At 54.1% G+C, this 26,392-nt stretch carries 25 protein-coding genes and 1 pseudogene; 9 read left to right on the top strand and 17 right to left on the bottom strand.

What is annotated here, in order from left to right; translation table 11 throughout:
* Positions 1 to 4 precede the first annotated feature (4 nt).
* From K3729_05730 to K3729_05745, 4 genes are read left to right on the top strand one after another with little or no spacing between them, the layout of a single operon-like run.
* The gene (locus K3729_05730; GenBank protein UWR00273.1) at positions 5 to 283 is read left to right on the top strand and encodes a hypothetical protein; all 279 of its coding nucleotides are present in this window, start codon (positions 5 to 7) and stop codon (positions 281 to 283) included.
* On the top strand, positions 280 to 2,433 hold the full coding sequence (locus K3729_05735; protein UWR00274.1) for a Mu transposase C-terminal domain-containing protein: 2,154 nt from the start codon (positions 280 to 282) through the stop codon (positions 2,431 to 2,433). Before K3729_05730 ends, K3729_05735 begins: the two co-directional genes overlap by 4 nt.
* Positions 2,396 to 3,391, top strand: a complete 996-nt coding sequence (locus tag K3729_05740) for an ATP-binding protein (GenBank protein ID UWR00275.1) — start codon at positions 2,396 to 2,398, stop codon at positions 3,389 to 3,391. The genes K3729_05735 and K3729_05740 overlap by 38 nt, the downstream gene beginning before the upstream one ends.
* A 56-nt stretch (positions 3,392 to 3,447) precedes the next feature.
* Positions 3,448 to 5,262 carry a TniQ family protein gene (locus tag K3729_05745; GenBank protein ID UWR00276.1) on the top strand — a complete coding sequence of 605 codons (1,815 nt, stop codon included), beginning with the start codon at positions 3,448 to 3,450 and terminating at the stop codon, positions 5,260 to 5,262.
* 434 nt (positions 5,263 to 5,696) lie between these two features.
* Here K3729_05745 and K3729_05750 read toward each other — a convergent pair whose 3' ends face one another.
* The 9 genes from K3729_05750 to merF form a co-directional block, all read right to left on the bottom strand.
* On the bottom strand, positions 5,697 to 5,978 hold the full coding sequence (locus K3729_05750; GenBank protein ID UWR00277.1) for a hypothetical protein: 282 nt from the start codon (positions 5,976 to 5,978) through the stop codon (positions 5,697 to 5,699).
* A 50-nt stretch (positions 5,979 to 6,028) separates the two neighbouring features.
* Positions 6,029 to 6,235, bottom strand: coding sequence for a hypothetical protein (locus K3729_05755; protein ID UWR00278.1), 207 nt, complete (start codon positions 6,233 to 6,235; stop codon positions 6,029 to 6,031).
* Positions 6,236 to 6,285: 50 nt separating this feature from the next.
* Positions 6,286 to 7,407, bottom strand: a complete 1,122-nt coding sequence (locus tag K3729_05760; GenBank protein ID UWR00279.1) for an alanine racemase — start codon at positions 7,405 to 7,407, stop codon at positions 6,286 to 6,288.
* Positions 7,404 to 8,603 carry a DUF1611 domain-containing protein gene (locus K3729_05765; GenBank protein UWR00280.1) on the bottom strand — a complete coding sequence of 400 codons (1,200 nt, stop codon included), beginning with the start codon at positions 8,601 to 8,603 and terminating at the stop codon, positions 7,404 to 7,406. Before K3729_05765 ends, K3729_05760 begins: the two co-directional genes overlap by 4 nt.
* An 82-nt stretch (positions 8,604 to 8,685) precedes the next feature.
* Positions 8,686 to 8,940 carry a hypothetical protein gene (locus K3729_05770; protein UWR00281.1) on the bottom strand — a complete coding sequence of 85 codons (255 nt, stop codon included), beginning with the start codon at positions 8,938 to 8,940 and terminating at the stop codon, positions 8,686 to 8,688.
* Positions 8,930 to 9,283, bottom strand: a complete 354-nt coding sequence (locus K3729_05775) for a hypothetical protein (GenBank protein UWR00282.1) — start codon at positions 9,281 to 9,283, stop codon at positions 8,930 to 8,932. The genes K3729_05770 and K3729_05775 overlap by 11 nt, the downstream gene beginning before the upstream one ends.
* Positions 9,284 to 9,285: 2 nt before the next feature.
* Positions 9,286 to 9,591, bottom strand: a complete 306-nt coding sequence (locus K3729_05780; GenBank protein ID UWR00283.1) for a hypothetical protein — start codon at positions 9,589 to 9,591, stop codon at positions 9,286 to 9,288.
* A gap of 274 nt (positions 9,592 to 9,865) precedes the next feature.
* The gene (locus tag K3729_05785; GenBank protein UWR00284.1) at positions 9,866 to 10,498 is read right to left on the bottom strand and encodes a tyrosine-type recombinase/integrase; all 633 of its coding nucleotides are present in this window, start codon (positions 10,496 to 10,498) and stop codon (positions 9,866 to 9,868) included.
* A 375-nt stretch (positions 10,499 to 10,873) separates the two neighbouring features.
* Positions 10,874 to 11,083, bottom strand: coding sequence for a mercury resistance system transport protein MerF (merF, locus tag K3729_05790; GenBank protein UWR00285.1), 210 nt, complete (start codon positions 11,081 to 11,083; stop codon positions 10,874 to 10,876).
* 299 nt (positions 11,084 to 11,382) lie between these two features.
* On the opposite strand from merF, the gene K3729_05795 reads away from it, so the two are divergent.
* Entirely contained in the window at positions 11,383 to 11,682 is a 300-nt protein-coding gene (locus tag K3729_05795) for a metalloregulator ArsR/SmtB family transcription factor (protein UWR00286.1), read from the top strand.
* A 2-nt stretch (positions 11,683 to 11,684) separates the two neighbouring features.
* Entirely contained in the window at positions 11,685 to 12,905 is a 1,221-nt protein-coding gene (locus K3729_05800; protein UWR00287.1) for an NADH:flavin oxidoreductase/NADH oxidase family protein, read from the top strand.
* On the opposite strand, the gene K3729_05805 is transcribed toward K3729_05800, so the two are convergent.
* Positions 12,892 to 13,146 (bottom strand): hypothetical protein, encoded by a 255-nt coding sequence (locus K3729_05805; GenBank protein UWR00288.1) that lies wholly within the window; start codon positions 13,144 to 13,146, stop codon positions 12,892 to 12,894. The genes K3729_05800 and K3729_05805 overlap by 14 nt on opposite strands.
* A 617-nt stretch (positions 13,147 to 13,763) precedes the next feature.
* On the opposite strand from K3729_05805, the gene K3729_05810 reads away from it, so the two are divergent.
* Positions 13,764 to 13,958, top strand: a complete 195-nt coding sequence (locus K3729_05810) for a hypothetical protein (GenBank protein ID UWR00289.1) — start codon at positions 13,764 to 13,766, stop codon at positions 13,956 to 13,958.
* Between the two features lie 133 nt (positions 13,959 to 14,091).
* On the opposite strand, the gene K3729_05815 is transcribed toward K3729_05810, so the two are convergent.
* From K3729_05815 to K3729_05825, 3 genes are all read right to left on the bottom strand, one after another.
* Positions 14,092 to 14,823 carry a proteasome-type protease gene (locus K3729_05815; protein UWR00290.1) on the bottom strand — a complete coding sequence of 244 codons (732 nt, stop codon included), beginning with the start codon at positions 14,821 to 14,823 and terminating at the stop codon, positions 14,092 to 14,094.
* 102 nt (positions 14,824 to 14,925) lie between these two features.
* Positions 14,926 to 15,897: an alpha-E domain-containing protein gene (locus K3729_05820; GenBank protein ID UWR00291.1), complete on the bottom strand. Its 972-nt coding sequence runs from the start codon at positions 15,895 to 15,897 to the stop codon at positions 14,926 to 14,928.
* Positions 15,890 to 17,308, bottom strand: coding sequence for a circularly permuted type 2 ATP-grasp protein (locus K3729_05825; protein UWR00292.1), 1,419 nt, complete (start codon positions 17,306 to 17,308; stop codon positions 15,890 to 15,892). Before K3729_05825 ends, K3729_05820 begins: the two co-directional genes overlap by 8 nt.
* Positions 17,309 to 17,444: 136 nt before the next feature.
* Between K3729_05825 and K3729_05830 the strand changes: the two genes are divergently transcribed.
* Positions 17,445 to 20,816 (top strand): transglutaminase family protein, encoded by a 3,372-nt coding sequence (locus tag K3729_05830; GenBank protein UWR00293.1) that lies wholly within the window; start codon positions 17,445 to 17,447, stop codon positions 20,814 to 20,816.
* A 237-nt stretch (positions 20,817 to 21,053) separates the two neighbouring features.
* Here K3729_05830 and K3729_05835 read toward each other — a convergent pair.
* Positions 21,054 to 21,323, bottom strand: a pseudogene (locus tag K3729_05835) (isocitrate lyase/phosphoenolpyruvate mutase family protein).
* Positions 21,320 to 22,393, bottom strand: coding sequence for a trifunctional transcriptional activator/DNA repair protein Ada/methylated-DNA--[protein]-cysteine S-methyltransferase (locus tag K3729_05840; protein UWR00294.1), 1,074 nt, complete (start codon positions 22,391 to 22,393; stop codon positions 21,320 to 21,322). Before K3729_05840 ends, K3729_05835 begins: the two are co-directional and overlap by 4 nt.
* Before the next feature lie 278 nt (positions 22,394 to 22,671).
* Between K3729_05840 and K3729_05845 the strand changes: the two genes are divergently transcribed.
* Positions 22,672 to 22,875, top strand: a complete 204-nt coding sequence (locus K3729_05845; protein UWR00295.1) for a dodecin family protein — start codon at positions 22,672 to 22,674, stop codon at positions 22,873 to 22,875.
* 208 nt (positions 22,876 to 23,083) lie between these two features.
* Here K3729_05845 and K3729_05850 read toward each other — a convergent pair whose 3' ends face one another.
* On the bottom strand, positions 23,084 to 24,499 hold the full coding sequence (locus K3729_05850; GenBank protein UWR00296.1) for a type IV pili methyl-accepting chemotaxis transducer N-terminal domain-containing protein: 1,416 nt from the start codon (positions 24,497 to 24,499) through the stop codon (positions 23,084 to 23,086).
* 126 nt (positions 24,500 to 24,625) lie between these two features.
* Complete coding sequence (locus tag K3729_05855; GenBank protein UWR00297.1) at positions 24,626 to 26,215, bottom strand: phosphate ABC transporter substrate-binding/OmpA family protein; 1,590 nt, start codon at positions 26,213 to 26,215, stop codon at positions 24,626 to 24,628.
* Positions 26,216 to 26,392 lie beyond the last annotated feature (177 nt).

The following is a 26,392-nucleotide window of genomic DNA, read 5'->3' on the forward strand; positions in this document are numbered from 1 at the left end:
GGTGTTGATCACAGACCAAGATTTTACGCGGGATGAGGCGCTGAATGCAGAGCGGTACCATGATTTTTCACGCCATCGTTGTCCTGCGACGTTCGATCAACTGCGCGCACTTGTTTCGACAACTTCGTTCCCGACGACAATGGGGGATTTAGTGCGAGCTTTGGATGCCGGCGGCGGCGGTTTCGGAGCGATCTTCATCGCAATCTACGAGGGCCTACTGACCGCAGACCGCACGTCAAAAATTGATGCAGATACATCGATCCTCAAGGGGGCTGCACAATGAGCCAATTGACGCACTACACAACATTTGATCGCTTGACGGTTGAGCCGCGGAAGTACCAATGCGTGGCGGTCACAGGCATCGGTGCCACGTATGAGAGCACGGATACGCCGGTTGCGACGCTGTTCCTCACCTTCGAGGAGCTGCGTCAAAAGCTCAAGCAGCCTGATGTGTTGCTCGAACGGGACTATTTTCTTACCGGAGCCAGTGAGACCCGCGAACTTGCCAACACCGACATTATTGGCGCACTACCTCTGAAGGTGCAGACAGAAGTAGTTTGGCGCTACGCATATGTCAGCCCGCTTTTGCAGTTCTTTGCACTCGGGCGCGCGAAACGCACGGAATTCCATGTCAACGCGGTCCTTGAGGAGATTGAAAGGCTTGTAAACAAGCAAGCCAAAGCGGTGCAAGGCGGCTGGACATCAAAGCGGGCAGGCAAAGAGAAGGTGTACCGAGATGCGCCTTGTGCCAGTACGGTTTTAGAGTGGGTGCGCCGCTTTGAGGCTGCAGGCAATTCACCTCTTTGCCTTGTTCCGCGAACGCATCTCTCTGGCAATCGTAATCCGCGCTTCAGCCTTGTCGAATTGCGCATGCTGGGAGAAGCCATCGGTAGTTATTTAACACGCAAGCGGAGGTCAAAACGTCAGGTCGCAGCCGATTGTAAAGCCAGCTTTGATGCGAAGAATAAGCAGTTTGAGCAAGATGGCCTGCCGTTGCTTCAAGTCCCCTCGAAACCAATGGTTGAGCGGGAAATCGCGAAGCTTGATCCCTACACAACCTACGCTGCGCGACATGGAATTGAAGCTGCCAATCGAAAGTTCCTTTTGTATGAGGAAGGCATCGACGCTGCTTATCCGATGGAACGAGTGGAAATCGACGAGTGGCAGGTTGATCTGATATCAATCTTGGCACAGCGCGGGGCCTTGGCAGGGCTTTCTCCGCAACAGCTTGCCGCGCTGCCACGGGGGCGACGGTGGCTGTACCTTGCGATCGATTGCGCAACGCGCTGCGTGGTGGGCATGAGATTGGCGGTCACGCCTAACTCGGAAGATGCCATTGCGCTTTTAGCCGATGCAACCCGCGATAAGAGCGATTTGGCTGCTGCAGCCGGATGTAGGTCGGAATGGGGACACTACGGCGGGCTTAAAACTGTTCCGTCAGACCTCGGATCAGCTTTTGTCGATGACCGTTTTCGTACTGCGATCTTCGATGCATCTGGCCTTCCGGAAACTCCACCTGGTGGGTTACCGCATCTGCGGTCGCGTGTTGAGCGGATATTCGGGACGTTCGGTACGAACCTGATGCCCGGCCTCGCGGGGCCGACATTTTTTAATCCAAAAGAAAGGGGTGACTATCCGTCTGTGGAAACGGCCGCGATTACAGATGATACCTTAATACAGATGCTGATCCTGTACGTGGTGGACGTCTATCATAACCGGCCCCATCGGGGTCTCAAGGGAGAAACACCCAATAACTGCTGGAAGAGGCTGGCCGCAGAAAAAGGCGTCGTTCCTGATCTCCCAGAACGGATCCGGCGTCGCGCTTTCGGCAAGAGTCTCACGCGTAAAGTGAGCGGCAAAGGGGTGGAGGTCTTCGATATCCACTACACTTGTGCGGCCCTGCGGCGTTTTCACCTTCATAGCCATGAAGAAGACGTCGAGATCAAAGTTGATCTCAACGACATCGGCTGGATCATGGTGCGTGTTGATGACGCTTGGTACCCGGCAAGGGCAATTCAGAAGTGCTTCGACGGTGTTTCCTACGATGACTGGAAAGAAACGTCACGCCAGCTTGCGATGAAGTATCGCGATCAGGCGACCATCCACGAAAGCACGGTTGCTGAGGCGCTTGCCAAGATCGTCGCGTTGAATGCGGCAGACGAGCACACCTTCGGCGCGCAGCTACGCGCGGTGACACCTTACGGCCTGCGGCGCGGCATGGATGATTTGCATCTTGGTTTGGCCATCGAGCCAGATGATCCGGAGCGTTTTGATCTCCCGCCCGATGACGACCTTTTTGGGCACGTGGTCCCATTGCCGCAGTCAGACAGCGGTGGGGGAGGTGCGACTTTTGAAGCCGAAGACACCCGCAACTTAGAAACTGATATGAGCGACATTGACCGCGCTTCCACATGGAGCTTTGACAATGACTGATCTTAACAACATTCACTTCAAGATCGCAAAACTGCGGGCAGAATTCATCAAGAGTGAGCCTTATGATCGGCTTTGGGACCAATTTGATCGCCAAATTCAGCGCAGGAGGGCAAATCTATCCCTTGGTCTGTATGGTGAAGCGCGGGGGCTGGCGGTCGTCGGCGCCCCCGGTAGCGGCAAGTCGACCTTGGTGAACCGGCTTTTAACCCAGTATCCCGATTTGTCACAACCCCAACCTGAACAGATGAAGGCTGAACTTATCAGTCTTCTGGTGCCATCACCCGCGACATTGAAATATGTTGGCTCCGCCATGTTGGGAGGGCTTGGGTATCCCCTGACGCGGGACAAGCCCGCAGGGTTTATCTGGGATCAAGTGCGGGATCTTTTGCACAAGCGGGAGACATTGTTTGTTCATCTTGACGAGGCCCAAGACCTCTTTTCGACCAAAAATCTGAACACGCGAGGCGATGTCGTCAATACGCTCAAATCTCTGATGAACAACCGCGTCTGGCCTGTTGGACTGATCCTATCCGGTACCCCCAAGATGCTGGAAATGATCAATTCCGATGATCAACTGAAGCGACGCATCGATATGATCAATCTTGATACGGTCTCTTGGAGCACGCATGGCACAGAAGTCCGAGAGACATTCTTGGCGTATGCCGCCAAGGCGGGGTTGAGCATTTGCCCAAAGCTGCAGCTCAACGACTTTTTATCACGACTGGTCCACGCAGGTTGTAATGAGCTGGGGCTGATCATCGAAATGATCCTCAGCGGCATCGAAAACGCGCTACTTGCCCAGAGTGATGCGCTTCGCATTGATCACTTTGTGGATGCGTTCCAGCGCAAATCAGGGTGCAGCAGAGGTCTAAATATCTTTGTTGTCTCAGATTATCTGGCAATCGACCCTCGCGCGGTGATGCGCAAAGCTAACCATCCGGGAGGGGGCGACCGATGAGCATTCAGCACACGTTATCGTTCCCCATTCAACAGTTTGAGACCGCGACATCTTATGTGTCGCGGCTCGCGCTCTGGTGCGGTTTGGGCAGCCCGTCTGATCTGTGTCTCGACTGGGGGTTTCGATGGCAGGATGTTGTTCGCGGCGACGATTTTGTTTTTGAGAGAATTGCGGTCACTGGCGGTGCACACGTTGGGGATCTCAAAAATTGGGCTGTATGTACGATTGCTCCGCATCATTTTAGGGTCGCGGGGCAGGAGGGTACCAAAACTTCACTCATTAGGACCCGTTTGCGCGTGTGCCCGCGTTGTCTTGTTGAGGATCGCGACGCGGATTGGCGGCACGGAGCGTACCGCAGGCACTATTGGCAGTTCAGGGCGATGCGTGCATGTCACATCCACCAGTGCCCGATCATCACGTTGCCGCATGAACGTTACACGATCCAAAACTATGACTTTGCGGGATTGATTGAACGGCACTGGCCACATGTTTTGCAAGCGGCTGACGCGGACACACAACGCAAATCGACTGAGTTGGAAGCTTACGTGATGTCACGTCTGCTGGGGCAGGTTGGTACGCCATTCCTCGACGCAATGCCAATGTATATAGCCACGCGGCTTTGCGAGGTTTTAGGCTTTGTGGTGTTGTTCGGGCCCAAACGTTTGATCTCAAGTGCAACTGAGGCCCAACTGGCATTAGCGGGGCAGGCGGGTTTTGACGCTCTAAAAACGGGAGAGCAGGGGCTCAACGCTGCTCTGCAGGGTTTGGTTGCTCCTGCTGCACTGCGCACGATACATCATCAAGCTGACTTGGGTGCATTGTTTGAGTGGCTTCGTACGTCGAACTTAGGTGCACCGTTTGAGCCGCTCAAGGATATGGTGCGCGACTTCATCTTTAGAACCTATCCCATCCAAGAGGGCCACACCGTGTTGGGTAAGGCGTGTACGGCGCCTGCGCGTTATACCATCCACAGCGCCTGGCAATCACTTGGCATACAGCGCAAACGCATGAATCGTATCTTGATCGATGAAGGGTTGGCGTCACTCAACGCAGATGAAAATGCCGTCCGATTGGAAGGCGCCCTTGGGGTCGCGGATATTGCTCAAATTGCTGCGCGCATGCACGATCGACTCGTTCTTCAAGAGGTCTGTGATCTCTTGGCGATTGGTCCTGATATTGTGCACCAGCTACGAGACCGTGCGATTTTGACGCCGGTTACTGATGCGCTGGATCAGGTTCCAAAATATGAACGCACTGACGTGACCAAGGTTTTGGACCGCTTGTTGCTGCGTGTTACCGTGAAAGGAACCTCACATCGGCGTCTTGTGCCGATCTTTGATGCCGCAAGGCGGGTGAGATGCCCGAGTGCAGATATCATTCACCTGATCTTGGAAGGCAGACTTGCAAAGATCAGTCGGGATGAAAGCATTAGGGGCCTTGCTGGACTCGCGATTTGTCTGCGGGAGTTGCGACAAGTTTTGCCGCCGTTAGAAATGGCGGCCATCCCGAAAGGCGAGGCGTCGCGCTTATTGCGTGTCACGTATCCTACGATCAACTATCTGATCGATGAAGGCCATTTGACGTCACAGCGTGTCAGAAATCCAAAATCACGGCAGTTTATTGATGCGGTTTGCCAGGACAGCATCGCAGATTTTAGCAAGACCTACGAGACCCTTGGTGAATTGGCGCATCGATACAAACGCGCCTCTGGTCCTCTGGGCTGTCATCTCGAAGCGAAGGGCATTTGCCCCATTGAGACCCCGCCGAAAATCAGCTGGTACTATGAGCGAAAGGGCTTGGAACTGGGCATTCAAAAGGCCGGTGTTACGCTCGCCGCGGAGACAAAGCGAGAAAGGCGTCAACATGCGTAGTGCAGGGGGGGCTCAACTTGCGGGTGCTTCACATAACACCCGTTAGGCGACGTTCGCGTTTCGTTTTCGCGCCTCGCTTCAGTTTTAAGTTGTGTGTTGGTACTTCCTTGAGCGGACGATGCACATCTTTCAAGATGATCGTCTGCTTTGCGGGACGGAGCCGACATTCGTTTTTTGGTCTTCGCTGACGCAGCATCGCTTCGCGCTTGCGGCATGTTTATCGCTGCGTTGCAGATCGCGTCGCCGATGCGGCCATTTAACCTGGCTCTATCACGTCAAATTCAGACCGCGCTTTCGCTGCGCGGCGTCAGAAATATCGACGCGCGGGAGGACATGTGAATTCTCTGTATTCACGACAATCACCGCTTGTCTGGTTTAAACTATCTGGATCGTGGGACACGGCTTTCGGGTAAGCCTTAGCTATTCTAACACTTCTAGAAATCGTCAAATTCCGGAACGTTGCCGAGCCTTATGAGGAAGCTTGGCGTTCCGACTTCTCCGCTGTTTGGGTCCTCAATGACCATGTAAGCGTCGGCACCCGCACAATCTTCAGATAGAGCTTCTCGTTCGGCTCTGTTTTGTGCCTCCGACGCTGTGGAATATTCGTATTGCTTGGCAATTTTTACGCTAGCCTGTCCATCGCGCCCAGCCTTCGTTTCAACATATGTCTGGCAGATATAGTGAATTTTCTCTGCGGTTTGCTCTGAACTTGTCATGGATTTATTCTTAGAGGGAGCGGGGGGCGATTGGGAGTTTTGGGAGCGGCCTAGGATCGCCGAGTTTTGGCTGTGGTTTCTGGTGGCCTGTTCGCTTCTCTTTCGAGGCGAGCATTGCGAAGCCGGGTAATTTTAGCTTGTCGTTTTTCCGCGTCTTCGTCGACCATTTTTCTGACAACACGGGTCGTCTTGTCCATCGGAGTTTCCGGTTTTGAGTCATACGCTTTAAACACATCTGTTTTTGTGAGCTTCGCCATTTATCGGTCTCCTTCTTTGGTTTCAGGTCGGTTCGTCCAAGCGAGGTTATTCAAACCAGAGTCAGGCGTTCGGACTTGCCTTGGGTATGTCGCGGTTGTCTTGCGGGCCGATCATCGAGCAGTTTTATTTCGATGTCGGGCGCGGCCATTGCATGCATTAGTGCCGAGTAGTTCATCTGTAATCTCACTTCGGTGCCCAACTTTAGCGGGGATCGGATCGACTCAATGACGAGATGATCGCTGGTTGCTCCGATCAATGTGCTTCCCACAGGCAACGAAAGCCCAGAAATGTCCGTGTCCTGATGCCCTATCGCGAGGATAAGATGCTTGGCGGCACCACTGGTTGGTACAATGCGAAGTCTTGCCAAGCTTGGATCGACCAAGGCAATGGGGAAAGGCGAAGGTTTTTCACCCGTCTCTATAATTTCGGCGACAAGCGTGAAGGCATCCGTGTGCATCCCGCCGATCTGGTCGCCGGAAATTGGGTCAACGCCCAGAAGTATGGCCTCCCCCAGTCTTAGGTCGTTGATGCGGCCAGTGGTTCGTTCTCCAAGCGCCCATGGCAAGTTTGCTGAGTTGCCACCGGACACGGTTTTCAAGAATGGGCCACAGACCCCCTCAATTTCGTTTGAAAGGTCACAAAGAGAGACCATTTGAGACGCAGTGGGAGCGATCCCGCTTAGACAGGCAAAGTTTGCGCCGATGCCTTCCAACGTCACCCCAGGCAGTTTTATCAAATGGCGCGCAATTTCATCCACGTTCTCGGGGGCAATACCTTCGCGTCCATCGCCCATCTCGACCATCAGTATGATGCCGTGAACCTTATCTTTGCGTATGGCGGCAGACGCCAAAGCCGCAATGACAGCAAGCTCTGTGTTGTAGCTCGCTTCACAATGCTGAACGACCTGATCGGTTTGGCTCAACATCGGCGTCCGGATCAGAGTGATTGGGCTTGTGATACCTGCTTGGCGTAGCCTCTGCACATTTCTGATACGTGCATCCGCAAGGCCCTCTGCGCCGCCATCCAGCATGGCTTGGGCGATGGCAGGATGCCCGCAAACAGCCTTGGTCACGCCTGTGACGCCAATCCCACGTGGGCCCAAACGCCCAACAATTGTCTGCGTGTTGCGCCGTATCTTGCCCAGATCCACTTCGATGCGTGGGCAGCTCATATCGCGGCCATGATTGGCCTTTGCGTCAAACCGGGATATGCGGCCACCACCATCGCAAGCAAATGTGCAGATGGTCGGGCCAACGCATCGGTTACAGGCAACCCGAGCTTCTGAGATTGTGCCGTGATGGTTTCGGAAATTTCGGCGTCAGACATTCCCTCGTGATTGAGCGTGACACCGATGACCTTTGTATCGGCAAAGGCTTCGATCAGGGCGATCTCACTTGACGCCGTGGGCATCGGCATGTTGGGAAAATCGCAGCGATGTGCGCGTTTGGGCGCGTGCTGGAGGATAACAGCATCCGGCTGGCTACCGCGCAGGATAAAGGCCGATGTACAAAACGCGGGATGGCTGAGTGCGCCCTGACCTTCGATCAAAATGACATCGGGTTGTTCCGCTTCAGACGCCGCAACAATCGCGCCTTCAAGCTCGCCACAGCAGAACTGGGGCGGCACGGCATCCATTGCGATACCGTACTTTGCGCCCTGCATCAGGCCGGTCTGGCCTGTGCCGACAAGCACTGTCTTGATGCCCTTCGCATTCAGGGCGCGCGCCAAAACGGTCGCTGTTGTCCGCTTTCCAATGGCGCAATCGGTGCCAAGAACTGCAATGCGCAGCGCTTTAACACCAGCGACACTGCCATCAAACAGGCGCATGTCCTTGCTGGGTTTCGGCTTGCGGATGTCGCGGATCGTGACCTTCCGTTCCGAGGCGGCTTTAGCTATTTCTTCGTCATCGCTTAGGTATTCATGCAGCCCGCTCACGATGTTCATGCCAAGCCCGATCGCTTGCAGAACAACGCCCCGATCGCCAGGTGAAAGCCGCCCTGTTGAAGGGGCCATCCCATAGATCAGCGTATCGGGAACGGTGGCTTCATGGGCAACTGCGCCATGCAGATCGCCGAAGATCGGTATGTGGTTGATTGTATCGTCAAGAGCTGATCCGCTGTCTTGCCCGCTATAGGTGCTGTCGATGACAGAAAGGATGCGATACGCTTGTGAATGGCGTACAAGGCCATTCGCAGTCTTGCCATCAATTTGCGCGAAGTTGCCCTCGCAATAGACGACTGCCGATGGTGGCGCTGTGACCTGCGTGATTGAAGTCGCTTGTTTGGGTTCGCTGTGGGTCATTGGTGGCGCTTGCGCGCCTCTGACGGGACAACGGATGGTGTCGACAGTTTCAGATTTGATTTCCATTGTAGTTCCTTTTTGGGTCGGCACGAAGGACAGAACTGTCCTCACCTGCGCATTTTGAAGTCCGTGTTGCCGTGCCTTGCGCCTAGTTGTTAAGCACGCACAGCCCCTTTGATTTTTGGAAGTTCCTGTCGCATTCCCAGCCATCGCCGTAACTTTTGGCACTGGCGTTCTCAGGGATTGGCAGGGCTGCACTTTGGGCAAATGCTGGCAATGCAAACAGCAGGACCGCAATAATCGAACCCATAAATAGGGCCATGAATGTCGGTGTGTCAGTTGGGATATGGGCAATGTTAGTTTGCGCAGGTCGCGGCTCCGTTAACTTTGATTTACGATCCATCTAATTCAAGCCCCGCAAGGCACGCGTCTGCTAGATCTCTGCTTGGAGCATCAGTACCCGGCAGCGTGGCCCAGCCTGTTTCCATCATTGCATTGCGCCGCTGAAAGCTTGAAGCTTCTTGAAGTGTCACTAGTTTTGCGGCGCGTTCTGTATCAGCTTCTGACAGATCTAGGCAAACTGGCACCATCGCCAATGTGACTTCCTCTGCAGCACGATTTTGGGCCATTTCGTCCGCACTGCCTGCAGTTGTCCAACCGCCCCAGGTGAAGCCAAGAATAGAGACAGCAACTGCGCCAACCAAAGCACCGTAAACACCGGGTTTAGTCCATTCGGGAAATGTCATTTTTAATCCTTTGACGGAGAAAGCGCCGCCGCACTATTTTTGATTTCGTTAGTGTTTGGGTTGGCCTGATCCTGCGCCAGAGCCAACTCAAGGTCTCGGTGATCCACTGCGCGCAGCTCTGACTTTCCTGCGTGCAAATTGATCAATAGAAACGTCGCGGTCCGTCGGTATGCCGCAAAGCTGTTGCTCAGCATGACTTCGTCATCTGCCAACACTTCGTATTCACCTGCGGGCAGTTCATCGGTATACCCCGCGACCACAAACGGATGAAGAAATGTCACGAATGATGTGGTCGTGCGCGATGACATCGGCAACCTTCCCAAACATCAGATCCCTGCTAAAGGACACGACAGCTGAATTTTCATGATGGAGGGTTGTGATCTGCTCTGGCAGGCTGATGCGCCTATGCCGCAAAGAACCACAACTTTCGTATCTTTCATATAGTCTCTTGGCGTCGGAAATACAACGTTGGTGACTCTGGCTACATTTCTGAGACCACCCATGCCCCAAAAGAGGTTAGGGTTGGCAAGCGCAAAGGCACGTTCTGGATTGGCGAACGGCTGGTGGCGTCCGCCAACAGGTTCAGATGTCGACTCGTTCAGCAATGCTTAACGCATCTTCCAGCTCAACGCCCAAGTAGCGCACGGTGCTATCCACCTTAGTGTGGCCGAGTAGAAGTTGTACGGCGCGAAGGTTGCCCGTCTTGCGGTAAATCTCCGCAGCTTTGGTTCGACGCATCGAGTGTGTACCGTATCCGCTGGGTTCCAGACCTATCGCCGTCACCCAGTCACGAACCAACCGGCCATATTGACGTGTTGAGATATGCGGGCGGTCATGGAAACGGCTCGGGAACATGAAGCGGCCCCCGATCATCTCAGGCGATCTCACCCACGCAATGACAGTATCACGTGTGTTTTCAGTGAGCTCGAACTGCACGGGTTTCTTGGTTTTACTCTGGATTATTGAAACTCGTTCACGCATGCGCCCGTCTTTGACCAAATCGGCCACGGCGAGTTTCACCAGATCACAGCCGCGCAGTTTGCTATCAATCGCAACGTTAAACAGCGCAAGGTCACGAAGGTAACCCGCAATTTCAAGCCGCGCGCGGATGGCCCATACCTGTTTGGGAAGCAGCGGTCGCTTCTGGCCGATGATCCGGCCCTTGTTCCATGCTTTGTGTTTTGGGGTGACTGCGGGAAGCTGGACTCTTGGCATAATTTGCCCTCCAATCCTCCCTCCTGACCCAAACATCAGCACAGCGCTGACGAGGAGAACATAGCATCAGTTCGAATGGCAGTTGTCCGAAGTCATTGGGATCCAGTTTGTCTGCCAATGCATTCGTCGGCACAGAGCCCACTTCGACCGCCGCAGCGCGACATCTGAACTGCTGCTACGCGCAGCAGGACTTGCCTTCTTGGATTGGTGGGCATGGAACTGTTGCGTATTAACAATATACACAACAATCCCCCTCAAGCGGCCTCAGGACGGTATGACATGACATGCATTCATAGAACCACTGACACGCATCCGTAGGCATAGTTTCGGTTGCGATATGTCCGCAGGATGGGCAAGTGAGGGCGGATTTTAGAACTACTTTTGCTTCTTCTGTCGCCATATCGCGTATCCTGTGATCATGAGAAACCAAGCCAAAGCTGGAAGCAAGACAGCATCATTGTAAAGGACATCCAACAATCCGGTGAGGCCAATGCTAGTCAGCAAGATCGGCAGCAACGGCGTAAAACAGCACAGAGCAGCGGCAACTGCACCACCAATTCCCAGAGCAAGAAGTTTGTCTTTCATGTTTGCAGCTTGCCCCATCAACCTCGCCTCCCGATAAAGAATTAGCAGATACACGCAGTCGTGAAGACAGCGGATATTTTATCCTCTACGGCGGACGGCAGACAAGTTCGCATCTTGTCAGTTGATGCACGGCGCGGAGAAAAGCCGTTCGGCCAGACCCGCCGTTCACCGACAATGCGGCAAAGGCCACCGAAGAGCCCACTCCTACCACGTTGCTGCATGGTGGCTAACGGCTGTTTTCTCAAAAACTCAAGTCAGATCACTTGACTCTTAAGCTGTATATCGCGATATGCCGATATATGGATATTGATAAAACACTATCGGCCCTCAACAACCCGGTTCGCCGCCAGATATTGGCATGGCTCAAGGATCGCTCCAATTTTCCACCAGCTCTGCCGGAACACGCTGACCTTAGCGGGGTCTGCGTTGGCTACATTCAGGAGAGGGCAAACCTCTCACAATCGACAATCTCGACCTACATGCGCCTGCTCAAAGACGCTGGGCTTGTTAGGTCAGAACGGCATGGGCAATGGACGTTTTACAGACGGGACGAAGACGCAATCGCAGCAGCACTGAAAATACTGGCGGAGGAACTGTAGTTATGAACATCGGTCAACAACTGAAACTGCCAAACGGTGTCACGCTAAAAAATCGCATCGTGAAATCCGCAATGTCGGAAGCGCTTGCGGACGAATGCAACAATCCGACGCAAGCCCAGATTGACCTCTTTGCGCAATGGAGCAAAGGTGGTGCCGCGCTTTTGATAACAGGGAACACACCCGTTGATCGGATGCATCTCGAACATGCTGGCAACTTTGTACTAGACCCAAGTTCGGACATGAAACGCGTTTCAGCGCTTGCCGCAGCAGGCAAAAGTGGTGGTGCGAAAATCCTTGCTCAACTTGCGCACGCCGGACGGCAAACCCCTGAGGCAATCAATGCCCACCCAACGTCGATATCAGACGTCCAGTTGGATTTACCCGGTTATGGAAAGCCGACCCCAGCAGGCGAGCCGGAATTCGAAGAGATCATCGCAAAATTTGTGCGGTCTGCGAGGCTTGCAGAGGAAGCCGGGTTTGATGGCGTCGAGATTCATGCCGCTCATGGGTACTTGCTTAGTTCTGCCCTATCGCCTCGGATAAACACCCGTACCGACCGTTGGGGTGGTGCATTGGAAAACAGGGCCCGGCTGTCAATCGAGGTGGTCAAAGCGGTTCGGCAAGCAGTTGATCCGGGCTTCATCGTTGCCGTCAAACTAAACTCATCCGATTTCCAGAAAGGCGGGTTCGACCACGCGGATTCAGTTCAAGTGGCTGTCATGCTGGAAGCAGAGGGCGTGGATTTCATCGAAATCTCGGGCGGCAACTTCGAAGAGCCGACAGCGTATCAACATGCGTCGAAAAGCGGATCAACTCAGATACGCGAAGCCTATTTTCTGGATTACGCCGCTGCGATCAAAGATGCCTTGACTATTCCCCTAATGGTCACCGGTGGTTTTCGATCCGCTGGTGTAATGAATGACGCCATTGCTAGCGGCAAGACCGACCTGATCGGGATGGGTCGTCCCTTTATTGCCGATCCGAGTTTCGCCGCCAAGCTGTTGGCTGGTGAGATCGAGAAAGCACCCGCAGTTGAACAGGATTTTCCACCAGCCGACACCCTGCCACGCGGTGCAGTTCTAAATTGGTTCTGCGCCCAAATTGCACTTGCGGGACGGACAGGGGCACCGGATTTAGATATGTCAGTTGTGGATGGGCATGAAAGCTACTTGAAGCAAATCAAGTTGGCCACCGACCAGCTGCTCACAGCTAGATGCGAATGACAACGGTGTAACGGTTGTTTCTCGATTTCTGGCAAAGCGGCCATTGAATCATTTGCGGTGAAAGGTAGCAAAGTCCCGCGACTTTAAAATTCGCCGTTTTGTTCCATGCTGCGAGCTGCACCAATGACCGTTTCTCTCGCTGCGCGATGGCATGGCGGCTTTCGCCCACGCCGCATTTTTTCTCGCTGCGTGCGCGCGCAGCGAGAAAATCAAATTCACAGTATGGGCTCTTCGATGCCATTCGCTGCTATATAAACGAACGACGGCTCTCAGATTGTCTGTCTTGAGAGGCAAAGTTATGAGTCGCAAAAGGTAAGGCTCGTGCGTTGATAGAAATGCGGCCTTCGTAAAATCAATGACTTAGCCCATCGAAAAAGGTAAAACTATGTGTCGCCCCACACACTTTTGTCGAAAACCGAGATAACTTGCCTTTTTGCGCGGTAAGTTGCCTTTTCGACGTGCATTGCTGACCTTTCCGTTCAATTTGATCTCCATCGCTCGTTTCTCGCGTCCTTCAATCGTTGCAGGTTTTCAAGACAACGCACGCAGTGCGCTTGCTCTGAAACCTTGCCACGTGGCGAACGCGGGAGGGGGCGAGGCAGGTCTATTCGACGGCAGTGGTGCGGCCCGCAGGCGTTAGCCGAGGACGCGGTGCGGTCTAATGGACTTGTCCGAGGGGGAGGGCCGCGCCCTCACCCTGACGCTGTGCAGCGGCGTTCGGCTTGTCCGAACCCCAAGCAGCCATAGAAAGCTCAGGATCGCAGATCCGTCGCCCCAGCGACCGTCACCCGGAGGGCAGATCGACGCGGCCGATGGACAGCATGAGACAAAGGAAAGGCACCGGCTCTAAAAGAGACGATGCCCGACTATTTTGTCAGCTGCCGATTGGTTGTGACGTTCTGGGTGAAAGCTGCTCTTGGCAGCTGGAAGCTAGGGCGCGGTGACACATCCAAAGGACGGGGCAGGGGCCATGCTGCAATCACAGCGAAACGCAGCATTGGCGGGAAGCGGGCGTTTGCCGCAATTGCAGAACCGCAGCCACAAAAAGAATAAGCAGCCACTCAATGCAACTTTCCGCAATGATGGCGCGGCACACTTAAGGCGATTGGGCGTCAGGCATAATGAATTGATTCTACGCAAGTACGCATCATCATTATTGTTCCAATAGCGCGAATTTGTTTTTTGTTTAAATACTCAGGTGAAGCATTTCGTCAAATGCTTTCCGAAGTGCGGCAGACCAGCCGTCCGAGAGTTTTTGGAAGTCCGGATCGAGGTCCTCGATGCGACGGTTTTGCGAAAATACAAATTTGTCGGTCTCAATGACGCTCAGATCAAGCGGCATGCCAACCGACAGGTTTGAACGCAGCGTTGAATCCATCGACAAAAGGGCTGCTGTGACTGACACGTCAAGTGGTGTCTGCGGTGTGATCACGCGATCCAGGATTGGCTTGCCGTACTTGTGTTCGCCAATCTGGAAATATGGCGTCTCGTCTGTCGCCTCGATGAAGTTACCAGCGGAGTAAACGTGGAACAACCGCTGGGCACCGCCGATGCGCTGGCCCCCAACAATAATTGAACTAAGGGTGCTTTCGCCAGATTGCGCCATGCCCTGTGCGTAACGCGCTTGCACAACCTGCATCGCATCCCCAACCAGTTCTGCGATCTTGAACATGGATGGCGCGGTCAGGATGGTCTCGAGCCCATTTTCAGGGTGATCGATGTTTTCCTGCAGCAGCGATATGACCGCCTGCGTGATGGACAGGTTGCCTGAGGTCATCATGGTGATACAGCGTTCGCCGGGCACCTCCCAAGAAAACATCTTTTTGTATTTTGCGATGTTGTCCATACCCGCGTTTGTGCGCGTGTCGGACAAGAAAACCAAACCTGTTTCCAGCTTGATTGCCACACAATAGGTCATCTCTCGGTCCATCCTCTGGGGTTCCTGGTCGGTGATCTATGAGGCAAGCCGCGTGTCGCTGCAAGTTGCTCAGGATGCCGATATCCAGAATTTTTGAATAATCTATGAATTGGCCGTCACGTCATCTGTTCCGAATCCAAACGCGTTCGCTGTTTCCACCGCTCTGTTGTTTGTGTCCATAATGAATTGCGTGAGCCATTCGTGCAGCCCTTTAGCGAAAACGTCACCGGTCGTTAGGTCCATAAGCGCTGTGTAATCGGATCGGACCCGTTGCAGTAGTGCTGTTTGCTGTGGATTTTGATCCGACGTCAACGCAACCAGTTCACCGTAGATATGCGACAGTGCCGTGCGCAATGATCGAGGGCTATCGCTGTTGAGCACCAATAGATCGACCACACCTTCTGCATCAAGATTGCGACCGTAAGTCTGACGGAATGCACCTGCGGAATTGGCGGCACGTAAGATCTGCAGCCATTGCAGGTAATCCAAACCACCGCCGACGTCAGAAACACGGGGCAGCAACACGTGGTATTTGACGTCTAGCAGCCGTGCCGTCGAATCCGCACGCTCGAACCATTTTCCAAGCTGTACAAATCCGTGCCGATCATTGCGTAGCATTGTTTCGGCCACAGCCCCGCCAATCAGGATCGATCGTGCCCGCACTTTATCAAGGAAGGCGCTCAGGTTTGTGCGGTCTAATTCAAGTGCGAGGTCGAGTTTCAATTCGGCATGGGTTTGGTTGATCGCCTCCCATACTTCTGACGTCAGTGCCGTGCGGACAGACTTGGCATTGTAGCGCGCGGCCTCAATGCAGGCGATAATAGACGAAGGGTTTGTTTCATCTCGGATCAGGTATTCGCTAACGGTTTTGGCCACAGCGGCCTCTGGATCGGTTGGGAATGTTCCAGAAGACCCCGATGCAATCACGACAGACGTCCATTCGCTTAGCGGCGCGCCCTCTTGTCTAGGCAAAGCATCCAATCGTCTGCCCGCGTCCAGCAGGCGTGCGATAAAATCCATCCGTTCGACATAGCGTGACATCCAGAAAAGGCCTGCGGCGGTACGACTAAGCATTGGACGGCTCCTCACAAAGAACCCAAGTATCTTTCACGCCGCCACCCTGACTGGAATTCACCACCAGCGATCCTTCCTTCAATGCGACCCGCGAAAGGCCGCTGGGAATCAAAGATGTGGTTCTTCCAGAGATGACATAAGGCCTGAGATCAACGTGTCGCGGGGACATGCCATTGGGCGTCAAAATCGGAGACGTCGACAGATCAAGTGTTGGCTGCGCGATATAATTGGCAGGGTTCGCGGCAAGCTTTTCACCAAATGCTGTGATTTCTTCTTGGGTAGAGGTTGGACCAACAAGCATCCCGTATCCGCCGGACCCATGTACCTCTTTGACCACAAGTTCGGCGAGATGGGCCTGCACATAGGCCAAATCATCAGCCCTCTCACAGCAGTAGGTGGGCACGTTGGGAATGATCGGGTCTTCGCCAAGATAAAATTTGATCATGTCAGGGACGTAAGTATAGATCGCCTTGTCATCTGCGATGCCAGTGCCTGGCGCATTCACCACCGTCACATTGCCCGCCTTCATTGCTCGAATAAGACCGGACACACCCAGCAGGCTATCCGGATTGAAGACCTCGGGGTCGATGTATTCGTCATCAATCCGGCGATAAAGGACATCAATTTGTTTGGGGCCGCGCGTGGTCCGCATATAGACGCGGTCGTTTTCAACAAAAAGATCAGACCCTTCGACGAGTTCGATCCCCATCAGATCGGCCAAAAAGTAGTGTTCGTAGTAGGCTGAATTGAATTGGCCCGGCGTCATCAAAGCAAGCGTTGGTGTGCCCATGCAGTTGGGCGGCGCGCACTCCTGCATCGCAGTCGCTAGATGTTCACCGTAGCCGTCGACTGCGCGGACAAGCCCACCTTCGAAAAGTTCGGGGAACATGCGCGTCATCACTTCGCGGTTTTGTAGAACATAGGATATTCCGGACGGCGTGCGGCAATTATCCTCGAGCACATAAAATGTGTCCTGATCTGTGCGTACGATATCCACACCGATGATATGCGACCAAATATCGTTTGGCGGACGGTAGCCATTCATCTGTTCAAGGTATGCTGGATTGCCATCAAGGATCGTGGACGGCACCACCCCGGCTTTGAAGATTTCGCGGGGTCCATAGATGTCGGCGATAAACGCGTTCAGCGCATTGGCCCTTTGGATTGATCCGCGTTCCACGATTGACCACTCCGATGCATTGAACACACGTGGGACCATATCAAATGGGATCAACCGGTCGGTATTGTTACCTTCGTTGTAGACGGCGAAAGTAATGCCGATGCGGCGAAATAGGGCTTCGGCTTCGGCTTGTCGTTCTAAAAGTGCCTCAGGACCGTGCTTTTTCATCCATGCGTCGATGACAGAATACTCTTTGCGCAAATCGGCGTCGCGAAACATCTCATTATACATGCATTGTCCTGTTTATATTTCGGTAACCTCTTGTGCGATTGCACAAAAAGATGATCATCTCTGATTAATAACAGCGTCTACACGCGACACGTCTTGCCAAGCCGCGTTATCAAAAGCTTAAGGAACAAATGTACTTATGTCGATAAAAGTGGCACTTTCGCACAAAACGACTTATTCTTACGACAGATTGGTAACGCTCGCGCCGCATGTCGTACGGCTTCGCCCGGCACCACATACGCGCACGCCGGTTCAAAGCTACAGCCTGAAAATTGAACCCAAAAACCACTATCTGAATTGGCAGCAAGACGCCTATTCCAATTGGCAAGCCCGACTGGTTTTCCCCGAAGCGACGCGCGAATTATCCGTCACCGTGGATTTGGTGGTCGATTTGGTCGCCATCAATCCGTTCGATTTTTTCCTTGATGCCGCGGCTGAAAATGTTCCGTTCGCCTATGATAAAGCCTTGGCAAAAGATCTGCGCCCGTATCTGCGCAAGGTCGCGCGCGGTGACGCGTTTATGGATTTTGTGGCCAAGGCTCCTGTGCAAGAGGGCACGACCAACGACTGGCTTGTGGCCCTGAACCAATATGTGGCCAACGCCATCGACTACACGATCCGCATGGAACCGGGAGTGCAGCGCCCGTCCGAGACGATTAACAAAGCGCTCGGGTCGTGCCGTGACAGCGCGTGGCTGATGGTCGCCATGTTCCGCCAATTGGGATACGCCGCGCGGTTCGTGTCGGGTTATTTGATCCAGCTGACCTCTGACCAGAAACCGCTGCATGGTCCCGAAGGCCCGACAGAAGACTTTACCGATCTGCACGCTTGGACCGAGGTATATCTGCCCGGCGCGGGCTGGGTCGGAATGGACCCGACATCTGGCTTATTCGCAGGCGAAGGCCATGTTCCGCTGGCAGCAACGCCAGAACCGAGTTCAGCTGCTGCAATCTCTGGGGCGCATGACGAAGCCGAGGTCACATTTGGCTTTGAAATGTCAGTGACCCGCATCGCTGAACCACCGCGTGTGACACGTCCACTATCGCCAGAACAATGGGCCGAAATCGACCGCGCCGGACAGTCCATCGAAAACAAGCTGCAAGCCCAAGACATGCGCCTGACCATGGGCGGGGAACCTACATTTATTTCGGCCAATGATCGCGACGGTGCCGAATGGACAACCGACGCCGTTGGCCCCACCAAACGCGATTATGCGGATGATCTGCTGCGGCGGCTTCACGAGCGCTTCGCGCCGCATGGTGTGCTGCACCACGGGCAAGGCAAGTGGTATCCGGGAGAACCGCTACCACGTTGGGCCTATTCGATCATCTGGCGTGGCGACGGTCTGCCGCTCTGGTCAGATGTTGGTCGCATTGCCAAGGAAGGCACCGGTACTGCGGACGCGGAAACAGCAGGCGCATTTGCGACAAAGCTGGCCGAGAACCTTGGGCTGGATGATGAATTCGTCCACGATATCTACGAAGACCCTATGCACTTTATGGGCACAGAGGCGCTGTTGCCCGAAGATGTCACGCCTGAAGACAGCGAACTCGAAGATCCACAAGAACGCGCGCGTCTAATTCGCATGATGAATAACGGCCTTTCGGCGCCTTCAAGCTACGCTATCCCGCTGCAATTGGCGCAGGCCAAGGCATCCGGTGCCCGCCGTTTCAAATGGGCGTCCGAACGATGGACGACGCGACGTGGCAAATTGTTCCTGACTCCGGGTGATAGCCCTGCAGGTTTACGGCTTCCGCTGGGAACTTTGCGCAAAGGCGAAAAGGACAAACGCGGCAAACGCAAACGCATCGACAAACCCTTTGTGCGCGATCCAATGGCGCGCCGCGCCCCACCGCCGCCATCGCAACGTGTGATGCAAAACGCGATGGGCGGGGCCGCTGGTCCGGCACAAGAACATCAGGCCGACTACTGGTTGCGCGACATTGGTGCCTCTGACGATTGGATCGCGGGCGAGCAGCAGTTCTGGGAAGAGGGCATGCCCATCCGCACTGCGCTCACGGTCGAAGCGCGCGATGGTATCCTACATGTCTTTATGCCACCCACGGGGTCGGCGGATGAATACCTTGATCTGATCGAAGCTGCCGAAGAGGCCGCACAGGACATGGACCTTGCTGTACGCATCGAAGGGTATGAACCGCCGCGTGACCCATCGTTGAACGTGATCCGCGTGACCCCCGATCCCGGTGTGATCGAGGTCAACATTCATCCTGCCGGCGACTGGTCTGCTTTGCGTCAAATCACCGAAGCGCTGTATGAAGAGGCACGGCAATGCGGTCTTGATAGCTTTACTTTCATGGTCGATGGACGGCTGACAGGATCAGGTGGCGGCAACCATATCGTCGTGGGTGGCCAAACACCCGCCGATAGCCCGTTCCTGCGGCGACCCGATTTGGCGGCATCAGTCGTGCGCTATTGGCAGCGCCACCCTTCGCTGTCCTACCTGTTCTCAGGCACATTTATTGGCCCCACATCACAAGCGCCGCGGTTTGACGAAGGACGGTCAGGCAACGTCTATGAGATGGAAATCGCGTTGACCGAACTTGCGCGTATGCAGGAAACCGGCCAATCTGCCCCCTGGCTGGCGGATCGCATTTTGCGTCATTTGCTTACAGATTTGACCGGCAATACGCACCGTGCCGAGATTTGTATCGACAAGATGTTCTCGCCCGATAGCCCCACTGGCAGGCTTGGTCTTGTCGAATTTCGCGGCTTTGAAATGCCACCCCATTGGCAGATGTCGATGGCACAGGCCTTGGTGATCCGCGCATTGCTTTCTTGGTTCTGGGAGAAACCCTACACTGAACCGCTGATCCCGTGGGGCGACACGCTGCACGACAAATATCTATTGCCACATCATGTGATGACAGATTTCAGAGAGGTGCTGTCGGATCTGTCCGCCGCACATGGCTTTCCTTTCCGTGATGACTGGTATGACGCCCAGTACGAATTCCGCTTTCCAGAGGTCGGTTCGGTACAGGTCGAAGGCATGACCCTGCGGTTGCGCAACGCCATTGAGCCTTGGCTGGTTTTGGGCGAAGAAAGCACCGGCGGCGGCACGTCACGTTATGTCGACAGTTCGCTGGAACGGGTCGAGGCCACGATCGAGGGGCCTTGGTCGGACCGCTACATCCTGACCTGTAACCAAGTCGAAGTTCCCCTGCGCGACTACGGCCCGAACTTGCGCGGTGCGGGCGTCCGGTTCCGTAGTTGGCAACCGTGGTCATCGCTGCACCCGACAATACCGTCACATGCCCCACTGGTTTTTGACATTTATGACAAAACAGTGGGCCGATCGGTTGGCGGTTTGACGTATTCGGTGTCGCACGTCGGAGGCAGATCGCATGAAACCCGTCCGGTCAATGATCTGGAAGCCGAAGGTCGCCGCCGTGTCAGATTTGTGCCCGGCCAGCATACGCCAATGGGATTCAACCCCATCTCACCTCGCAAGAACCAACATCAATATTGGACGATTGATTTGCGTTTCGTTTGAACCGTGGCATGCCGAGACGTCGGAAATAGTTTAGAAGTTTGGTGAAAAGCTGAACTTCCAAACCGCAATACATGCATCAAGAAGGACACTTTGCATGCATGGTTCGCCATACGTTTCCAAAGACGTACCATGTCAATTCCACCAAAATACAAAGCCGGGTGTGGCCTACACGACCGCGGGAAACCGTGCTTGCACTGTCTTGGATGCATTCGCCTGCGTTGTCCGCAGGCTATGTACCTAACCGCGTTCAATGGCCAAAGTGAGAGGCAGTTCAACGGACGACGCGATACGCTCGACAATTTGCACGACCAAATCAAGCAGAATGTCTTCTCCATCTTCAATTCCATGCGCAGCCGCCATCTACCAGCTTCCGGTTGCCGATGCCTTTGCGCCAACGTCCGCCAAAGTTTTCGCGCCGCCCGCATCCCATATATTGTAGAGAACGAGCGGGTCACCCTTAACGTGAAGCGCCTTGAATTGCGCGGCTTTGGTTGCTTGGTCTGTCATTGTGCATTTTTCTTAGATGTCGTCCGGTAGTGTTTCTCGATTTCGAGCAGCTTTTGTTTGCGCCAAAGGCCGCCGCCATACCCTGTTAGCGACCCGTCCGCGCCGATCACCCTGTGACAGGGCACAACGAGCGCGATCTGATTGGCACCATTCGCGCGCGCGACAGCGCGTGTGGCAGGCGGACGTCCAATGCGTTTGGCGATTTCCGAATAACTGCGTGTCTGTCCGGGCGGGATCAGTCGCAGTTCGTCCCAAACACTTTGTGCAAAAGCCGACCCACCGTAAGCCAACGGCGTTGAAAAATTTGTAAAATCCCCGTCAAAGAATTGGGCCAACTCACTTTTGATCTGTTCTCCGGCTTGCGTCTTCCCGATCCCGATCCTGCCCTTTACAAGCGTGTCCAGCTTGCCAAGCTCGGCTTTCAGAGCCTTCCGATCCAAGAACTCCAGTAGATGCATCTGCGACTTGCTGCAAACGGCGATCATTGACCCAAGCGGCGTTTCAATCCAGTCGTCAAATAACATGGGGGTGCTATCCAGCCTGCCTGGCGCACGCCCCAAGAGTTTAGAAAATGACCCGCAGAACGCGCTGGCAGACTCAAATCCGGCGTCCAGTTGGGCATCAATGACTTTGCCCCCATCAGATATAGTTTCAAAACCGTCACGAAGTCGACGTTGCCGTGCCATCTCAAGGAATGTCATCCCAAAGTGCCGTTTGAAACTTCGCCTGACGGTCGATAGGTCAAAGCCCAAGCGATTAATGTCGTTCTCTGACCAACGGTACTCAGGGCGTTCATCCAGTGCTGCCAAAAGTGCTGCAATTGATGGGTCGGCGGACGCCATTGGTTGTAATGGATGGCAACGTTTGCAAGCGCGAAAACCTGCCTCAATACACTCTCCCACCGAAGCATAGAAAGTACAGTTTTCCGTCTTGGGTTTGCGCGCAGGACAGGTCAGACGGCAGAAAACGCCCGTTGTCGAAACGCCAACATAGGCCGGCCCATCATAGGCCGCGTTGCGGTCTAATAGAGCTTGGTAGAGCGTTTCGTGATCTGGAAGGTCAAATAGCATGACTGAACCATAGCAGTTGCCCCAACATCATGCCGCCGGAAATCAGGCGTCTATTTTTCTTTTTGCGGGCATTCGCGTTGCCGCAGCGAAAGCACGCAAAGTCCAAGGGCGGATTCATTCTGCGTGGACAATGCGTATATTGGCCGGGGTTGGATCAATGGTCGCATTAACTAGGCGCCGCTTTTCCTATCGTCATATCAAGGGTGGTAAAAAGGATCGTTTGCAAACTACAGTTTAAGCATCTGGCTCTTTATTGAGCCCAATCAAAGGAGACCGTTATGTCTATTGCGAAAGTTACAGAAGTTATTTCATCCTCCACGAAATCGTTTGATGACGCCGTTGAGAATGGCGTTGCGCGTGCGGCCAAGACACTTAAGGGCATCACGAGCGCTTGGGTTGCAGACCAAAAGGTCATCGTGACAGACGGTAAAATCACCGAATACCGGGTAGCCTTAAAAATTACATTCGTTTTGGATGATTGATCGATTTTAGCAGCGGCGATTCTGTTAATCGATGCTTGTAGGTTGGACCGAAGACGTTGGCTGAATTCTACCTATCGGTGCCGTTCGGTTCAATTGGTTGGTAATTTTCTCTTAATTAAATCCGTCCAACGAATTTTGACGTCCGGCACAACAAAACAAGGCCGCACGTTTTACCTGCGGCCTTGCTCTTTAATGAAATTAGGCGGGTTTACATCAAGCTTTGCACATTAATCCCGAATGTGATCGCGCCAATTTTTTCATTTGTAGCAGGATCAAAAATCGGCATTGAGGCCTGTGTTTGATAGTAGCCGGTGCTGTCGTCGAATTCGATTTCGGCGATGTGCATCTCTGCGTCGTCTTCAGCAAAAGTTTGTTGCCATTTGGCTTCGTCGCCTTGCCAATAGTCTGACGTCTTTACGCTTTGTGCGACGTTTAGGCCGCGGTTGTCCATGATAAAGACTTCCGTCACCAAGCCTGCTGTACCGGCTTGTTGATCACGCAACCATGCTGACACATCGTGGTCGAGCAGCTTGGAAATCAATTCACCGCCTGCATCTGCCTGCGCACGCCAGTCTTGGTCGAGCGCGATGATATCGGCTTCTGTCAAATCAGCATGTGCGGCGTTCTGCGCGTTGATCGCAGCGATCATGTCAGCGTCGTCCAACCATCCAGACAATTCACCAGTCGCATAGGTATTGACCGGCAAGCGGTAAACGCCTTCTTGGCCGGGCGTTGCGATCAAATACAGAGTCATGGTGTTGTAAACGTCCTTCAAAAGGACCCGTGTAAAGGCAGCGACTTCCACAACGCTTTCGGCAGTTCCACCGTTTACAACGATATCTTCCAGAATGGCCTTTTCTTCGATCCAATGCTTGTGCACTTCTTCAAGGCTTTGTGCGACCGCGTCATTCGGCGGTGGTGCGATGCCAGCGTCGCTGTAACCGTTGCGCAGTGCATTCAAGGACAGCTCAAACAGTTCAATGGAGGCCGTCAGGTCTTCGGCGGTTCCGAAGGCCGCGTTGCCGGTTGCCATGCCGCAGACGATACGATCCATTTGATCCAACAACGTGGTCTGACGACCGACGAAGTTCAGTGTAATTGCGTCACCCTGCAGCAACTCCAGCGGATCGGAATGCGCGCCGGAAATGTCAGATGCCAGAACTGATGTGCGTTCGGACAATTCGGCGAATGACGTTGCCACCAAATTCAAACTTTCAGTGTCACCGTGGTTATCAGTGATCTTTGCGGCTGCTGCGTCGATTTGCGTCCAGATTTCGTTGACAGCAGCGATTGATTTGATGCCGCTGCTGGATGTTTCCCCGGAAGGGATGCCCAGTGCCGGATCACCGTCGCGTAGGCCCGCCAGGATAGCTGTTACGTTGGACCGAATACGCGTCAGGTCTTCGGAGGCCGCTTCAGGGTCAAGGTCATTTGCGACGCGGCAGGTGGCGGCAGCAACTTCTTCGCTGTACGTCCGCAGCTTTGCGGATTGGTTTACGCGGGCTTTGCTGCCTGAATAAGAGTCTTCTGAGATTGATTGTGCATGTGCTGTTGGCACGAACGCCGCGCTGGCAAGTAACGCTAGCGACAATCCACGCGTGCCTTTGGAAAGCTTGTTCAACATGAGATGTCCTTCATGGGGATGTAGGGCACCCCCAAGATTAAAGTGAAAGATCAAGGTCGCTACGACCTGCAAAGCAGGCCGTAGCAAGTGGTTCAGGCTGCGATGGCTTCGCAACCTGACCTATCCTTAGGCGTCGTTGCTGGCTTCGATCCATACTTCCACGCGGCGGTTGATCGCACGGCCGTCTTCCGCAGTGTTACACGCCGTCGGCGCGATTTCACCGTAACCAGCGGCAGCGAAATCGATCCCGGTCAGGCGACCGTCGGCTTGCGCTACCAGTTCCTGCATCACTTGTTCTGCACGGCCAACGGACAAAGTCCGGTTGCTTTCAAACGCGCCAAGTGAATCTGTGAAACCTACGATCATCACTTTCGTGCCTTCCGGTTTCGCTTCGAGGTAATCCGTCAGACGGGCCATATCGACGCGGCTCCGTTCGTCCAGTCGGGATGACCCTGTACCGAAGCGGAACGTGGTGGACAGACGATCATAGTCGACCATCTGACCGAGCATTTCGCGCATAACGCCGCCTTCGAAAGCATCAACAGACGGGTCAAGCAATGAACGGGCACGGTCGCCATCAAGGCTTTGTGCGCGGGCTTGCACGCCAAGATCAATAAAGCCGGACTTTGCAATAACGCCGTCGGCGTCGCTTGAAATCGCGTAGTTGATCAGGTTCAGTGCTGTATCATCGACGGCATCGCCACGGTTGTAGAGGTACAGGCGACGTTGCAGCGCGTATTCTTCGGTCTTCGCTGAGAACGCGTCAGGCGTCATGCTGATCCCGCACTCGTTCACCAGTGTCACTGCCTTAGCACCACGCTGGAATGCGTAACCGACATAGCCAATAGCATTTTCGTCGTTATTCACAGCTGCGGCCATTTCGTTGCTGCCATCAACAGCGATCGCTGAAGCAGCGACAGCGCCGTTTGTTTCACCGAAGATGCGTTCATCAAAAGTGGAACGTGTGCCGGACCCGTCAGTGTGGCTCATCAGTGTGATCGGCGCGTCGTTACCGCCCAATTCAGACCAGTTCGTGATGTTACCTGCATAGATGTCAGCCAATTGCGCTGTAGTGATTTCCTGAACAGGGTTGTTTGGGTGCAGGATGACAACGAGGCTATCAACCGCAAGAATGTGTTCTTGGCCGGGGCTCACCATGTTGCCTGCGCCGCTGTCGCGCAATGCGCGTGCTTCTGGCGGTGTGATGCGGCGCGACGACATGCCAATCTGGGATGTGCCGTCCAAAAGCGTTGCAAAGGCATCGTTCGAACCAGTTGCGGACACCAAATATGACCCGATCTCGTCACCGAAACCGCCATCTGAGACGAAGTTTGCCAAGATATCTTGATCGTTACCGGTCGCAACAACTGTCGCTTCGGCGTCAAGGTGTGCCGCATAGCCCGACAGAAGCAGTGGCATCATGCCAAGACCGACTGTATCGGAACCTGCAATGTGGATGTCCGCAGTTGCTGTCTCGAAAGACGGGCAAGCATCGCCTTCACAGCGGACGCGGGACGCAGCAATCCGCAGATCACCAAGACCTGTGCGGATGACGTAGTTGTTGTCTGTAAATTCGACGAATTCGCCAACGAGGTTAACCGTACCATCCGCAGATTTTAGCGTAATTTCATCCGCAAGAACGGACATTGGTACTGCACCGGCAGCAAACGTGATGAGCGCGAGAGCCGCGCCATTTTTTGTGAGATTTAAAGCCATTAGATCTTCTCCTGAAACCACTCAAACGCAGTGATTGGCGACAGAAATTCTTCCAACAACCGACAACCATTTCACCATACGCTACCCTCAAAAACTGCTCGGAGGGTTCGGCGTATTAACCAACGCTTTGTGATCGGAATGAGGCGGATGTTTGGCTTGACGTAAGGGATCGCTGTC

Source organism: Rhodobacteraceae bacterium S2214, from assembly GCA_025141675.1.
Classification (GTDB): Bacteria; Pseudomonadota; Alphaproteobacteria; order Rhodobacterales; family Rhodobacteraceae; genus Yoonia.